The sequence below is a fragment of the Shimia ponticola genome (assembly GCF_007995215.1).
GTDB lineage: Bacteria > Pseudomonadota > Alphaproteobacteria > Rhodobacterales > Rhodobacteraceae > Shimia_B > Shimia_B ponticola.
This window is the reverse complement of record NZ_VCDK01000001.1, coordinates 169,621-183,372: the sequence shown is the minus strand read 5'-3', so window position 1 is coordinate 183,372 and position 13,752 is coordinate 169,621. Positions and strand designations below refer to the sequence as shown.

Below are 13,752 nucleotides of genomic sequence, written 5' to 3'. Positions count from 1 at the left end.
TGTCCCGTATCTGGTAGGGTCTCTCACAACTCCTACCAGATATGATGCACCGATGCTTGCCGTGCCTGCCTTTTTGAATGTCGAATCCTCTTTGACCGGCAAACGCTGGGTCGGACCCAGCGTGGCGCATGACCGGCAGGCACAGCACCTTGCGCAGATGACGGGGCATCCGCCTGCAGTCTGTGCCATTCTTGCCCGCCTCGGGGTCGAGGCGGAGCAAGTCGAACAGTTCCTTGCCCCGTCGCTCCGGGATTTGTTGCCAGACCCGCGTAACCTCAAAGACATGAAGCGCGCCGCCGAACGGTTCCTGTCCGCCGTGAGCAAGCGCGAGAAGATCGCCGTCTTTGCTGATTATGATGTTGATGGCGCAACGTCTGCTGCCCTGCTGATCACGTGGCTCCGGCAGATGGGTCTGCCCGCAACGCTTTATGTCCCAGACCGCATTGACGAAGGCTACGGCCCCAATGCGCCTGCCATGTCGGCCTTGGCACGCGACCACGACCTGATCGTCTGCGTGGACTGTGGAACGTTATCCCATGACGCCATTGCTGCCGCCAAAGGGGCGGACGTGATCATTCTGGATCACCACCTAGGCGGCGAGACCCTGCCCGATGCACATGCCGTCGTGAACCCCAACCGGCAGGATGAATCGGGCGAATTGGCTCATCTCTGTGCGGCAGCGGTTGTCTTTCTGATGCTGGTCGAATGCGGTCGCCAGTTGCGGGAGAACGGCACCAAAGGTCCTGACCTTATGTCGATGCTCGATCTCGTCGGGTTGGCGACGGTGGCTGATGTCGCCCCCCTTATAGGCATCAACCGTGCCTTTGTCCGCCAAGGCCTCAAAGTCATGGCCCAGCGCAAACGTCTGGGGCTGCGCGTTCTGTCCGATACAGCGCGCCTTGATACCGCACCAACACCCTACCACCTTGGGTTCGTGCTTGGCCCGCGGATCAATGCGGGAGGGCGGATTGGACAGGCCGATCTGGGCGCGCGTCTTTTGTCGACCGAAGACCCGCACGAAGCCGCCGCTCTCGCGGAACGGCTGGAAACGCTCAACAGTGAACGCCGCGAGGTCGAGGCCGCCGTTCGTGCGGCAGCGATTGAACAAGCCGAAGATCGCGGTTTTGACGCTCCCTTGGTCTGGGCCTCAGGAGACGGCTGGCATCCCGGCGTGGTGGGGATCGTGGCCTCACGGCTCAAGGAAAAGGCAAATCGTCCGTCGATCGTGATCGGTTTTGAGGACGATATCGGCAAAGGCTCTGGCAGATCCGTCAGTGGCGTTGATCTGGGTGCGGCGATCCAAAGGCTCGCCATGGACGGGCTGATTGAAAAAGGCGGTGGTCACAAGATGGCTGCTGGCTTGACCGTCACGCGTGCCCAACTTGAACCGGCCATGCAGCGCCTGTCCGAGCTTTTGGCAAAGCAAGGGGCCGATGCCCGTGGACCTGTGGATTTGCGCTGCGACGCTGCGGTTATGCCGGGGGCCGCAACCGTCAGCCTGTTGGAGCAGCTTGATACCGTTGGTCCATTTGGGGCAAGCGCCCCGGCACCACGCTTCGTACTGCCTTCCATCCGCATCGGGTTTGCGAAACGCGTAGGTGAAAGCCACCTGAAACTCACTCTGCGCGATGATGCCGGAACAACCTTGGACGCCATCGCCTTCGGTGCCTTTGAGAGCGATCTTGGACAGGCATTGACCGACGGCCAAGGCAGCCATTTTCATATTGCCGGACGCCTTGAAGTAAATTCATGGGGTGGGCGGCAACGGGTACAAATGCGTGTCGAGGATGCCGCGCCTGCACAGACCTGAACCTGCGCACCGCCGTTCCGTACCGTCACGAAGAAAAAGCGAAAATTGCGACCAGATGGGCCAAAAAACCGCTTGCGACCCCTGCACGGTTTTCCTAAATAGCACCGCACACGCCGATGTGCTCCGTTCGTCTATCGGTTAGGACGCCAGGTTTTCAACCTGGAAAGAGGGGTTCGATTCCCCTACGGAGTACCATCGGCGTTTTTCGTTCCCTGACATCAAAACCGTGTAAAATCCGCCTCAGGGTGCGCTGCGCCCCTGTCTCCGGTGGGCTGGGTCGTATCCAGCCGAAGCAGTGCGTCACTGAATAGTGTATGCCTTCCCCGCCCCGCATTCTTCGACGCATAAAGCGCAACGTCCGCATGGTGCAGTATCGTATCTGCTTCTGGGGCTGCATAGCTGCTAGAGCATGACGTCCCTGCTGATCCCGAGATCCTGCAGAAATGTCCTTCAAAGGGAATCGGGTCTTCCAGCTTGTCGATGATCCGGCGGGCAATCGCGTTCAGTGTCTCAGGGTCATCCATGCCATGCACAAGAATCACGAATTCGTCGCCGCCCACGCGGGCGATCGTGTCCTGCGCCCGGGTTTCCGAGACGAGAACCTGCGCAACGACCTGAAGCACATGATCCCCTGCGGCGTGGCCCAGCGTGTCGTTGATGGATTTGAAGTAATCCAGATCGACATGCATGCAGGAAAACAACTCACGCATCGCAATCAGTCGCCCCATGACATGATCCAACGCGCGCCGGTTTTTCAGGCCGGTCAGCGTGTCTGTAAAGGCCTGTTCCTCTGCGGCAATCTTGGCCCCCTGTAGCCTCGAATTCAGCGCGCGGCTTTCATCCATCGCGGCCGATTTTGCTTCGACCAGATAGAGCATTTCGATGGTCAGGTCGGTGGCCGCAAAATCCGCGCTCGTCAGTGCATAATGCCCGACGGCATCGACCAAAGAGAAACCAAAGCTCATGTTGATCAAGGCACCATCGCCCTGTGGGACGACCACGCCTTTCAGCCGAGTCTGGTGCCGATCCCGCATCCGCAATTGCAGCGACCGCCCCGAATAGGACAACAGGTCTGCAACATCGCGCACGCCGCTGGGACGGATCAGGTCGAACGCATTACAGAACCTGTCGCCGATCATCGAATGCCCCTGCGCAAGTTTTGAAACCGTCGGCCCGACATGCTTAATCCTGCCCTGCGCATCAATGGCAACATGCATCGGACACAACACATCCAATCCGCCGGCACTGAGTGTCTGGTCCAACATCTTATCCGGCCTTCTGTGCCAATTCGAAACTCCGACCTGCCGCGAAATCCTCTTGGAGCAGCATGATCGAAATGACCTCATCCTCGGCATCGGCACCGACGTAGTCGGTAAAGGCCAAGGCGCCGTAATCATCCGCCATCGCGCGAATGACGCCCACCATCACATGCCCAAAACCTGGATAATGGGCTGCGCAACGCAGCCGGAACTCTCCTTCGTTGGGTTCCTCCAGCGTCAGCTCGGGCAAAAACAGGTCCGGTACGGCCAACCGCGCCCGATCTGGCAAGTCGTTGAGTGAATGCAGGAATTCAACGAAGTCCACGCCGCCAAACCGCAGCAAACGCCGCAGAGCTTCGACGTTGTCATGGCTGACCAGATAGGTTCCCAAGTCCTCCAGAAGATCATCGGGCGATTTGCGCAACGCCTGCGCGGCAAGTTCCAGCACCCTGAAGGTGACGCTTTCTTCATAGATCAGCATGGATTCAAAGCTAGAGTACCCAAGATCAGCCTGCTGCATGATCTTGTCCCAGACATCGTCACCATAGGTATCGCGCAGAAAACACTGGATCGCGCGATTTATGAGGCCGTGCATAGCACTCTCCCGATCTTTGTCGGATGATGTGCCGGGCAAGGTTTAACAAACCCCGAAGCCCGCAGAACGGCCTTTGGAGGGTTTGATTAAAAGTCGGTCGGCGCTCCGCCTTCGGCCTTACGGCGTGCTACGAAATCAGCGAGTTCCTCGCGGATTGCGATATCCATCGGCGGCTCTTCAAAGGTCGCGATGATTTCCTTGAACTTCTTATGCGCCCGCTCAGCGGTCCACGTACCGCCAGCGATCTCCCACCCTTCAAAGTTGGTCCAGTCGCTAATGATCGGCTGATAAAACGCAGTCTCGTAGCGCTGCTGAGTATGTTCGATCCCAAAGAAATGGCCCGTCGCGCCGACATCCTTGATCGCATCGACGGCGATGTCCTCGGGGCCAGTTGCGTAGGTCGCTGGTTCAAAATAGCGTTGGATCATCTGCAGGACTTCGCAATCCATGATAAACTTTTCGGGGCTGGCGATCAGACCACCCTCAAGCCAACCGGCTGCGTGATAGACCATATTGGTGCCCGATTGGACAGCGGCCCAAAGGCTGTTTGACGTCTCCCACATTGCCTGCCCGTCTGGGACATTCGCCGCGCACACGCCCGACGACCTCACTGGCAAGCCATAGAACCGTGCCATCTGACCGGTCATCTGGGTCGCACGCATGTATTCGGGCGTTCCAAAGGCAGGGGCACCGGTTTTCATGTCGACATTGCTTGTGAACGTCCCAATCACACAAGGCACGCCCGGCGTGTCATATTGGAAGAGAGCAATTGCACTCAAAGCCTCGGCGAGGGACTGCGCGACCGCGCCCGACATCGTCACAGGGGCCATTGCCCCCGCCAGCGTAAAGGGCGTCACGACCACGGCCTGCCCACGGCGGGCCAGCCGCAAACACCCGTCGATCATGGGAATGTCGTGCTTGAGCGGTGAGGTCGAGTTGATGTTGGTGTACATCCTCGGGGTGGCCTGAAACTCCTCTTCGCTCAGCCCTCCGGCGATGCGTACCATTTCCATCACGTCTTCGACACGCTCTTTGCCAAGACTGTAGGCATGCATGACCTTGTCGCACAGCGTCAGCTTGTCGAACAGAACATCAAGGTGTCTGACGGATGCGTGAATGTCCTGCGGTTCCGTTGGATAGCCGCCGGCAAAGTGAATGCAATTGAAGTACTGCGTCAGCTTGAGCAGATTGCGGTTGTCTTCGCGCGTGCCGGCAATTTTGCCTTTTTCCAAGTCCCAGTAGTTGGGCGGCGATGAGACATTGCCGAAGGTCATGGTGTTGTCGCCGATGGTCAAGGCCCGGTCCACGTTGCGCGGTGTCAGGGTAAAGCTGCTTGGCGCTTTCGCCACCATCTCCATGACGAAGTCACGCCCCATGCGGACATTGTCACCGTCCACCGTACACCCCGCCTCACGCAGGATTTCGCGGCCTTCATCATTGTAGAATTCGATGCCGATTTCTTCGAGAATGCGCATAGCGCCATCGTGGATGGCTGCCACACCCTCTTCAGTCAGCGGTTCAATTGGCCGATCCGTGTTCTTGATCAGCCGCCATGGCATTTGATCAATGACCGGGCCTTTGCCGCGCGTATTACCTGCGCGTCCGCCGGAACGCCGTCTGCGAGTGGGTGCTGCTGTGTCTGCCATTTCGCCATTCCCTATCGTTGACCGTCATTGAAGCGGCTTTCGCAGGAAACTGAGCAGAAGAATGCGACCGATCCGGTCGTTTTCCTGTTATGCGCCCAAAGGTGCGGCTGCGGCATCGGACGGCAGACTATCAAGCCAAGCTGGAATTTCGGCGATTGAAGGAAGGACCACAGAAGCGAGGCCACTGAGATCCTCGCGGCGGGCTGGGCCAGTCAACACACCGATGCCCACCATTCCGGCGGCCTGCGCAGCTTCAAGATCATGAGTACTGTCGCCAACCATGGCACAGCGCGAGGGGTCGACCCCGACCCGCTCCGCAAACGCAAGAAGCTGCCCCGGCATCGGCTTGAAACCATGCCCGGAATCAAAACCTACGGCGAAATCCAGAAAGTCACTGACACCAGCAATCTCCAAGTGTCGCTGCATGGACAGTTCGGCGTCATTCGTTGCAACGCCCAATCTCAGACGACGCGCCCGAAGATCATCAAAATACGTGATCAGCGGCGTGACCTCGACCTGCGGGACATCCAGTGACCGTTCCGTCAATTCGGCGATCAGGTTATCAATTGTGCGTCCCGGCAAATGTGGAAGCAAGGCAGCGGCCTGCTCTTCCATCGTTCCGGCGATGACAGAACTGCCCGGAAGAAACTGCTGGTTTTTAAGATCGTACTCAATGCTGTTGGCCAATTGCTGCGCCAGCCCGTGATCACCATCAGCCAGCCCGACAATGGTTGTACCGGCCCACACTGTCCACGTCGCATCGAAATCGAACAACGTGCCGTCTTTGTCGAAAAGGATCGCTTCTATCTGGGTCATGCCCCCACATGCGAAGACAACGTGTAGCCGTCAAGCGTCGTTTGACATGGGTGGGGGGCTCGGCCACCACTGAGGCATGGATATCGATTACCGCCTTCACGACTCGCTTGGGTATCATCTGTCTCTGACAGCTCGCCTGCAGGAGCGCCGCCTTGATGACGGTCTTCGCTCGCTTGGCCTTACACGAACGACATGGTGTATCCTGCTGGCCGTCGGGGTCGAAGGATTGGACGGCCCCTCAGACATTGCCGCCTTTGTAGGCATCGACCGCACCGCCACATCCCGTGGCCTGCGCCAAATGGAGCAGGCCGACCTGATCACGCGCACAGGTGGGCAAAGCGACGGGCGCAAAAGGTCTGTTGTTTTGACGCCAAACGGTGAAACCCGTTTGCGGCAGGGTGCGCCGCTGGCTCGGGCCAATAACGAAGTTCTGGCCACAAAACTCGAAGATGACGAAGTGACTGAGCTTGTGCGACTTCTGCGCAAGCTCAGCAAAGGCGAGCCTTCGGACCTGTCCCGCTTCTGATCTCAGGTCCAGTGTACCTGCGCCCCACCGGGCAAAGATTGGCGCACGATTTGCACCTGCTCGTAAGGCCAGCCAAGGGTGTCACACATCTGAACAACCCACGCATCATCCATCATGATGAAGTCGAGCAACGCGATCTGAAACTCGGGTTCGGTGGCGCGCGCGCGCAAATCCTCAACTCCGGCCCCCGTCGATCCGAGGAAGACAGGCAACAACTCTTCCTGAGAGGTTAACCATCCCAAAGCCTGAAATGCGTGGATTTCCGCTTGTTCCGCGTTCATGGGGGCAAACCTCCTCAAAATCGCCATCAATTGGAAAGGCTTTGTTAACACTTTCCCGCCAAGTCTGGGGCAACAGGTAATAGTTTGGCAGTCGCAATGACAGGACGTATCTTGATCATTGATCCGGTGGTCACCAGCCGGATTGTACTAAAGGTTAAATTGGCTGCGGCGTATTACTCTGTCGCTCACGCCGCCAACTTGGCCGATGCCCGACGGTTGATCCACGGGAACCCTCCGGACCTGATTTTCTGCGAACACGAACTGATGGACGGCACGATTTGCGACCTGATGGATGACATCGGGGGGCAATCTATACCGGTCATTGCCCTTGTACCCGACAACGACTCCACGCTGCGCCTTGATATGCTGTCGCTAGGGGTCGAGGACGTGATCAGCCGCCCCTACGACGAAACGATCCTGCAAGCACGGGTTAGGACGCTGTTGCGCCATTGCGCTGAGCAAGACGACCTTGGCCTTCATTCCGGCACAACGGCAGCACTAGGTCTGGCGGAAACCCCCGGGCATTTCAAACGCCGCGCCCGCATTGGTGTTGTCGCGAAATCCGCCCGATTGAGCCGGATATGGGCTGACGAAATCCGTCAGCGCACCCGGCATGAAGTGGTCAGCTTGGCCGCCGCCGATGTGATCCCCACCATGCAAGGCTCTGCACCGCTTGATGGCTTGGCGCTTGGTCTGTCCGAAAAATCAGCGCGTGCCCGGCTTGACCTTGTCGCGACACTTCGCGCACTGCCGGAAAGCAAGACTCTCGCAATCCTTGGCATCGGCTGCGAAGACAGCGCCAATACGGTTGCCACCGCGCTTGATACAGGGATCGGCGACGTCATGCCATTGGGCTTTGAACCAGCCGAAACCCTAAAGCGCATTGACCGGTTGCTGGATCGCCGCGCCGCCGCTGAACGCCGCCGCAGCACGCTCCGCGCGGGACTTGAGGCGGCTGTGACCGACCCACTTACGGGCCTGCATAATCGCCGCTATGCGCTGTCGTTTCTCAATCGCCTGACCGGACGCGATAAGCCAACCGCGCCTCCCCTGGCCGTCATGTTACTTGATCTCGACCATTTCAAACGGATCAATGACAGCTTTGGTCACGGTATCGGGGACTGTGTCCTGCGCGAATTCGCCCTGCGGATACGTGGCGGCCTCACACCAGAAGACCTGTTCGCACGGGTTGGAGGGGAAGAATTTCTTGTCGCACGCCCTGCGACGTCCCTGACCGAAGCATCGGTTCTGGCAAATCAACTCTGCGGCCTCGTGAAATCGGCCCCATTTGTTCAGAACTTCATCCCCGGCGGGATCGAGCTTTCGGTGTCCGTAGGTCTCGCCATGTATGATGCTGGCGCGGCGCCATTCGCGCCTGCGGACCCGAGTGAGATCAACGGCGCACAGAACTACCCGGTTCACGCGCTTATAGAACAGGCTGACCTTGCTCTCTATGCGGCCAAATCCTCTGGGCGCAATAAGGTTCAGGTCGCCCGCGCCGCCGCCTGAACGTTTGAAAATCTGTCTTTGGCCGTCAGCGGTCTTTGTCGCCATGTTTGCGGCGTTTCGGGATGCCATTCTCGGCAAAATCCTCTAGCCGCGCGGCCAGGGCAGCCCGCTCTTGCGGTGATTTGGCCGACAAAGTGTCGATCAAGACCCGCTGAATGTTCTGATGGCGTGCCATCGCGTCTTCGGAATACTGCCCAAGCAGATCTTGCAATGCGGCCTCGTCAACAGGCTCCGCGCGTAGAATTGCCGCCATTTCCGCAAGCCGCGCCCGCGTTTCAGCCCGTCGGTCCGGGTCTCGGCGGGCCTCGCGAAACACCGCGCGTCCCATCGCGCGGCGGTCCTCTGGCTCCAGCGCCTTTAGTATTGGCGCCACCCCAATCTCGGATCCAACCGGCGGCGGCCTACGGTTCGGGCGATCATCGTGCCCACGCAGAAACGCTCCGGCGACCATACCCAGAACCAAGATGTTCAGAGCCAGCGATATGACCAGTACGATCCGCCATCCGCCGCTGACGCGCGGCCGTTTTGATTGAGCATCAGCCATCTATCAGCTCTCCTTGCAGGTCGGGGATCATCTCAAGCACGTAGACATCACTGACGCCAAAATAAGTGGTTTCCAATGCCTCGATCACCGCGGGTGGGTTCAGTCCAATCCCGACACCAAGACACGCCATCGCTGCCAAGCCCACGGCCCCGGGTGCGCCGCCGAGGCTCGCCATTATCTGCCGCACCCAAATACGCAGCCCTTTGCGATCCGGTATTGCAGCAGATGTCTCGTGTGCTGCCCGGTCGCGCGTCACCTCTTCGGCATCCGCCATGATCCGCGCCAAGAGCGCGTTGGACGGTTTGACCTCTTGCCCACGCAAAGCCGCGAATGCGCTTTCAAGATGATCGTCGGTCAATTCGCTTTTGAAAGGGTCTTGTTTGTCAGTCATCGGTGAACCCCAATTCATCCTTGCGATTGGCCAATGCCGCAGCCAAAGCGCGTTTTCCTCGGGCCGTCAGGCTTTCGACCGCTTCGGTGCTTATTCCCAAAATCTCGCCGATTTCCGGGTTTGCACGACCTTCGATATGGCGCAACACGACCGCCTGCCTCTGTCGCTCGGGTAACGTCATAAGCGCCTGTTGTAACGCCTCTGCGCGGGCCGCGTCTTGCATAGACTGCGCAACTGACGGCCTGCCGTCATCCGGTTCAGGAACATCGTCTAAGCCGCTTGGCCGCCGCTTTCGAAGCCGGTCTGTACACAGGTTGGCAGTAACGCGGTAAAGCCAGGTCGTGACCTTCGCTTCGCCTTGCCTCCAATCCGGAGCAATCTTCCAAAGGCGCATCAACGCCTCCTGCGTGACGTCTTCTGCCTCTGCCTGATCACCAAGAACCCGCGCCGCGTGGGACAGAACAATCGGAGCCAACCGGATGGTCAATAGACGCGCGGCCTCGCGATCGCCATTGGCGAACAGCACCAACAGGGCCTCATCGGTCACCCCTGCATCTGATATTGGCCTCGCATCCAGAGCCATTACTCCGTCCCGTGTTCTCCGGCCCTACCGCAACTGGCAGGGCCGGACAAATCCTGCCGCCTTGGTCAGCCTCTGTCGCGCCCTTCACCGCGCTTGCCCTTGCGGCCCGCGCGCTTGTCTTTGGCGGCATCAAATTCCGCTTCGCTCAGACCGCCAGAGCCATCGGTATCAACGCGGGCAAAGCGCTCTGCCGCGCGGTCAGCGTTGCGTTCCGGCATCTCGTCGAACTGAACGACGCCATCGCCGTTAGCATCCATCCGGTCGATCATCCGGTCAATCCGGCGCTCGGCACGCTCTGCGTTGCGCGCCTCTGCGGCTGCCAGCATTTCCTCACGGCTCAGTGCCCCATCACCATCGGTATCCGCGGCCGCGCGTTGCGCATCACGCCAAGCCGCCATTTCCGCCTGCGTGACCTCGCCCGACCCGTCCGCATCCAGTTGCTCGAACGTCGCCTGCGGCCCTTTGCCGTGCCCGCCACGCGCCATGGCATGGGTCGCCGTCAACGCAAGGGTCGCTGCCATCAAGCCTGCAATCACTGTTGTCGTTTTCATTGTCTTTCCTTTGTCTTTGTCCTGAGGAGCATTTCTTTTGAGGTGCAACCAACGGCCTCAACCCCGTCGATCACACAGCTGATACGCAGCCCCAAAACGGTTCCGTCGCAAATTTTGAAATCTTTTTTTTGGCTGATCTGCCGCAGCGGCCCGGTCTTGCTCGGATCACGCCCGTGCGGCACAAGCCCCGCATGATCGAAGACCGTCCTCTTGGCCTTGCCACCCGTCGTGGATTTCTCCGCCGCTGCCCGAATTGCGGCAAAGGCCATATGTTCAGCGGCTATCTCACGGTGGCAGGGGCCTGCGATCACTGCGGCGAAGACCTGTCTCATCAACGCGCTGATGATGGTCCGGCATGGCTGACGATGTTGATTGTCGGTCACCTTATGGCGCCGCTGTTGCACATCTATTTTGTTCAGTTTCGCCCTGAGCCGCTCGTGCTTTTTGCCGTGTTCGCCATTGGCTGCACTGCACTGGCTCTGGCGCTCTTGCCGCGTCTCAAGGGGCTGATCGTGGCCTTTCAATGGGCCAGACGCATGCATGGGTTTGGCGGAACGCCCGACCCCGATCCTGCCCCCTGACCCAGTTTTGGGCTGGCGCACATGCGCCGCTGCGCTACACAAGGGGAATGACATCCGACCCCACCTCCATCCGCGACGCCGCAACGGTAATCCTTTTGCGTGACACGGCAGAAGGGCCTGCAATCCTGATGGGTCAACGGGGTGCCAAAGCCGCGTTCATGCCCAACAAGTTTGTCTTTCCGGGCGGAGCGGTCGATGCAGCCGATGCCGACGTCGCCCTTGCACAGCCAGTATCGGACCCCTGCGCGACGCGCTTGCGCGAAGACAGCAGCACAGATTTGACCAATGCCTTATCCGCTGCCGCTATTCGCGAGGTGTGGGAGGAAACCGGACAAGTGATCGGCGCCCCGGGTACGTGGGCCACGCCACCTGCAGACTGGGCAGAGTTTGCCGCCAAGGGGCATGTCCCAGACGCGCAGCACCTGCATTTCTTCTTTCGCGCCATCACGCCGCCAGGCCGCCCCCGGCGCTTTGATGCGCGGTTTTTCCTCATGGACGCAGCACGCTTGCAATCTGATCCGGATGACTTCTCTGCCGCGTCTGACGAGTTGTCTCATCTCCAATGGATTCCGGTCGCCCGGGCGCGCGATTTCAATCTGCCCTTCATCACCGAAGTCGTTTTGGCAGAGGTTGCCGCCCTTCGTCGGATTGGGCCACCGGCGTCGGTGCCATTCTTCAAAAATGATGACGAAGACAGCCTCTTTCGGCGGATTTACGGCGCTAGCCCAACAGAATAATCAGAACAACGCTGAGACACAGCGCACCAATTCCAAATAGCTCGCGCGCTGTTGACCGCTCTCCAAAGAAAAACGTGGATGCCAGAAAACTAAAAAGCAGCTCGCTCTGGCCCAAAGCTTTCACATAGGCCGCTTTTTGAAGGCCAAAGGCCGTGAACCACCCCAGCGATCCCAGCATCGACGTGGCCCCAACCAAACCGGCCACACGCCAAGCGCGCAGAACGCGCCCCATCTCTCCGGGCTCACGCAAAACCAACCAGACGGTCATGATCGCGGTCTGGCAAAGCGTCAGGATGGCCAACCCAAAGGCCGCACGCAAAAAGACATCCCCGCCCTCCAACTCAAGCGCAGCGCCCCGATAGCCGACCGCCGCCACTCCAAAGAGCACACCTGAGGCAAGCCCAAGCCCGGTCGCGGGCGTCAGGAACCTGTCTTTGAAACTTCCGCTTTCAGTCGGTGTGTCAGACAGGGCCAGCACGCCGACAAGCCCAATCAGGATTGCCCCCATCGCGCCCCAAGACACGGTTTCGCCCAGAAAAACGAAACCGATCATCACGGTCTGCAAGACCTCGGTTTTCTTGAACGTGACCCCAACTGCAAAATTGCGATGTTGGAACAGGGCAACGGTACACATCGTGGCCGTGATCTGCCCGATGGCGCCAGCCAGCCCATAGACCCAAAAGCCGGGATTGATGTTTGGCATGTCCATCCCGCGCGATGCGGCATAGCCCAAGGCCAACGCAATGAGCAAAGGCCATGAAAACAGGAACCGCGAAAACGTCGCGCCTGCGGTCGACAGGGCCGTTGTGCGCAACTGCTTTTGCAGGACAAACCGCACCGTCTGCGCAAGCGCTGCAAATAAAGTGACTGGAATCCACGCGGCCATGCCGCTGCCTTAAAGCGTCACTCTGCCCGCTTCCAGAGCGGATGCGCCACCGGATCTTTGCGCCGCAGGGCATAACGCGCAAAAATCTCGGCATAAGATCTGAAATGATAGTTCCCATTCCGCCGCAGGTACAAATCGCGACCAGCCCGAAACTTCGCCGGCAGCGCGTACCATGGCAGGTTGGGATGCATGTGATGCACGATATGCAGGTTGTTGTTCAGAAACAGCAGTGCCAAAGGCCCGCGATCTTCGATGATCACTGATCGTCCGCCTGCCTGCACATGGGCTTGGTGTTCGGCAAAGGTACGGATCTTCAGGAGTGCCATCCCCCCATACGCTGCCAAGAGAAATGCCCAAATGGGCAAAGGAGACAGCCAAACACCCCATAAAACCAGTGCCAAAGCCGGAACATGCACCGCCCAGCCCCACAGCACGCGTCTGTCAGCATCCATGATTGCCCGGATGTCTGAACTGATGAACACAACGTGACCAATCAGCGGCCCCAAAATCATGCGTCCAAGCAAAGTGTTATTGGCGTTGAACATGGTTTGAAGCCATCGCGGCAGCACGTCCCAGTCCGCTTGATCCAGGAAATTCGACTCTGGATCATCCAAGGGGTCGGTCAAACGCGCATCCCTATGGTGCGCCAAATGGGTGTCGTAAAACCGAAGGTAAGGCACCATCACCATAAGCGGCGGCCACATCAATGCGGTGTTCATCCATTGAGCTTTGAATGGGTGGCCGTGGATGGCCTCGTGTTGCAAGGATGCATGCTGTGCAATCGCAACGGCCAGAACGGGAACCGCCACCCAAACAGGAAGAAACAAAGCCCCGATCAGCACGACATATGTGATCAGGATCAGCGTGAGCGTCGGCCACTCCACCTCTCTGATCTGCCAAGCCTTCCGAACGTTCCGCCCTAATACGGTAAATGGGGAGTTCGGTTTTCCTGTCGCATAATCCATGCGCCACCTCTCGCCGGATCGCGAGAGGCAGACAATTCTGGATATGGTTCACAAAATCCAGCGTATGTGATT

General features: G+C 58.9%; 16 protein-coding genes and 1 tRNA gene. 6 read left to right on the top strand and 11 right to left on the bottom strand.

Annotated elements, in window-relative coordinates; all coding sequences use genetic code 11:
- Positions 1–52: 52 nt before the first annotated feature.
- Together recJ and FE702_RS00905 are read left to right on the top strand one after the other, a co-directional pair.
- Positions 53–1,810, top strand: a complete 1,758-nt coding sequence (gene recJ / locus FE702_RS00910) for a single-stranded-DNA-specific exonuclease RecJ (RefSeq protein WP_147124337.1) — start codon at positions 53–55, stop codon at positions 1,808–1,810.
- A gap of 120 nt (positions 1,811–1,930) precedes the next feature.
- A tRNA-Glu gene (locus FE702_RS00905) sits at positions 1,931–2,005 on the top strand.
- Between the two features lie 23 nt (positions 2,006–2,028).
- Here FE702_RS00905 and FE702_RS00900 read toward each other — a convergent pair.
- From FE702_RS00900 to FE702_RS00885, 4 genes are all read right to left on the bottom strand, one after another.
- A complete protein-coding gene (locus FE702_RS00900; protein WP_147124336.1) occupies positions 2,029–3,075 on the bottom strand; it encodes a GGDEF domain-containing protein in 1,047 nt (348 codons plus the stop codon).
- Position 3,076: 1 nt separating this feature from the next.
- Positions 3,077–3,664 (bottom strand): heme NO-binding domain-containing protein, encoded by a 588-nt coding sequence (locus tag FE702_RS00895; protein WP_147124335.1) that lies wholly within the window; start codon positions 3,662–3,664, stop codon positions 3,077–3,079.
- An 86-nt stretch (positions 3,665–3,750) separates the two neighbouring features.
- The gene (locus FE702_RS00890) at positions 3,751–5,310 is read right to left on the bottom strand and encodes a trimethylamine methyltransferase family protein (protein WP_147124334.1); all 1,560 of its coding nucleotides are present in this window, start codon (positions 5,308–5,310) and stop codon (positions 3,751–3,753) included.
- Between the two features lie 87 nt (positions 5,311–5,397).
- Positions 5,398–6,126 carry an HAD family hydrolase gene (locus FE702_RS00885; protein ID WP_147124333.1) on the bottom strand — a complete coding sequence of 243 codons (729 nt, stop codon included), beginning with the start codon at positions 6,124–6,126 and terminating at the stop codon, positions 5,398–5,400.
- Between the two features lie 76 nt (positions 6,127–6,202).
- Here FE702_RS00885 and FE702_RS00880 point away from each other — a divergent pair, with 76 nt between their 5' ends.
- Positions 6,203–6,652, top strand: a complete 450-nt coding sequence (locus FE702_RS00880) for a MarR family winged helix-turn-helix transcriptional regulator (protein WP_147124332.1) — start codon at positions 6,203–6,205, stop codon at positions 6,650–6,652.
- A 2-nt stretch (positions 6,653–6,654) separates the two neighbouring features.
- Here the strand turns inward: FE702_RS00880 and FE702_RS00875 are convergent, their stop codons facing one another.
- A complete protein-coding gene (locus tag FE702_RS00875; protein WP_147124331.1) occupies positions 6,655–6,933 on the bottom strand; it encodes a DUF3572 domain-containing protein in 279 nt (92 codons plus the stop codon).
- 96 nt (positions 6,934–7,029) lie between these two features.
- Between FE702_RS00875 and FE702_RS00870 the strand changes: the two genes are divergently transcribed.
- On the top strand, positions 7,030–8,442 hold the full coding sequence (locus FE702_RS00870; RefSeq protein ID WP_147124330.1) for a diguanylate cyclase: 1,413 nt from the start codon (positions 7,030–7,032) through the stop codon (positions 8,440–8,442).
- Between the two features lie 25 nt (positions 8,443–8,467).
- On the opposite strand, the gene FE702_RS00865 is transcribed toward FE702_RS00870, so the two are convergent.
- The 4 genes from FE702_RS00865 to FE702_RS00850 all read right to left on the bottom strand — a co-directional run bounded on the left by FE702_RS00865 (position 8,468) and on the right by FE702_RS00850 (position 10,511).
- Complete coding sequence (locus FE702_RS00865) at positions 8,468–8,986, bottom strand: periplasmic heavy metal sensor (protein ID WP_147124329.1); 519 nt, start codon at positions 8,984–8,986, stop codon at positions 8,468–8,470.
- The gene (locus tag FE702_RS00860; protein WP_147124328.1) at positions 8,979–9,377 is read right to left on the bottom strand and encodes a hypothetical protein; all 399 of its coding nucleotides are present in this window, start codon (positions 9,375–9,377) and stop codon (positions 8,979–8,981) included. The genes FE702_RS00865 and FE702_RS00860 overlap by 8 nt, the downstream gene beginning before the upstream one ends.
- Positions 9,370–9,960, bottom strand: coding sequence for an RNA polymerase sigma factor (locus FE702_RS00855; RefSeq protein ID WP_147124327.1), 591 nt, complete (start codon positions 9,958–9,960; stop codon positions 9,370–9,372). The genes FE702_RS00860 and FE702_RS00855 overlap by 8 nt, the downstream gene beginning before the upstream one ends.
- 65 nt (positions 9,961–10,025) lie before the next feature.
- Complete coding sequence (locus FE702_RS00850) at positions 10,026–10,511, bottom strand: EF-hand domain-containing protein (protein ID WP_147124326.1); 486 nt, start codon at positions 10,509–10,511, stop codon at positions 10,026–10,028.
- A 191-nt stretch (positions 10,512–10,702) separates the two neighbouring features.
- On the opposite strand from FE702_RS00850, the gene FE702_RS00845 reads away from it, so the two are divergent.
- Positions 10,703–11,092, top strand: coding sequence for a DUF983 domain-containing protein (locus FE702_RS00845; RefSeq protein ID WP_147124325.1), 390 nt, complete (start codon positions 10,703–10,705; stop codon positions 11,090–11,092).
- Positions 11,093–11,139: 47 nt separating this feature from the next.
- A complete protein-coding gene (locus tag FE702_RS00840; protein ID WP_147124324.1) occupies positions 11,140–11,829 on the top strand; it encodes an NUDIX hydrolase in 690 nt (229 codons plus the stop codon).
- Here the strand turns inward: FE702_RS00840 and FE702_RS00835 are convergent.
- Both FE702_RS00835 and FE702_RS00830 read right to left on the bottom strand, forming a co-directional pair.
- The gene (locus FE702_RS00835; protein WP_147124323.1) at positions 11,813–12,715 is read right to left on the bottom strand and encodes a DMT family transporter; all 903 of its coding nucleotides are present in this window, start codon (positions 12,713–12,715) and stop codon (positions 11,813–11,815) included. The genes FE702_RS00840 and FE702_RS00835 overlap by 17 nt on opposite strands.
- Positions 12,716–12,732: 17 nt before the next feature.
- Positions 12,733–13,680 carry a fatty acid desaturase gene (locus FE702_RS00830; protein ID WP_147124322.1) on the bottom strand — a complete coding sequence of 316 codons (948 nt, stop codon included), beginning with the start codon at positions 13,678–13,680 and terminating at the stop codon, positions 12,733–12,735.
- Positions 13,681–13,752 lie beyond the last annotated feature (72 nt).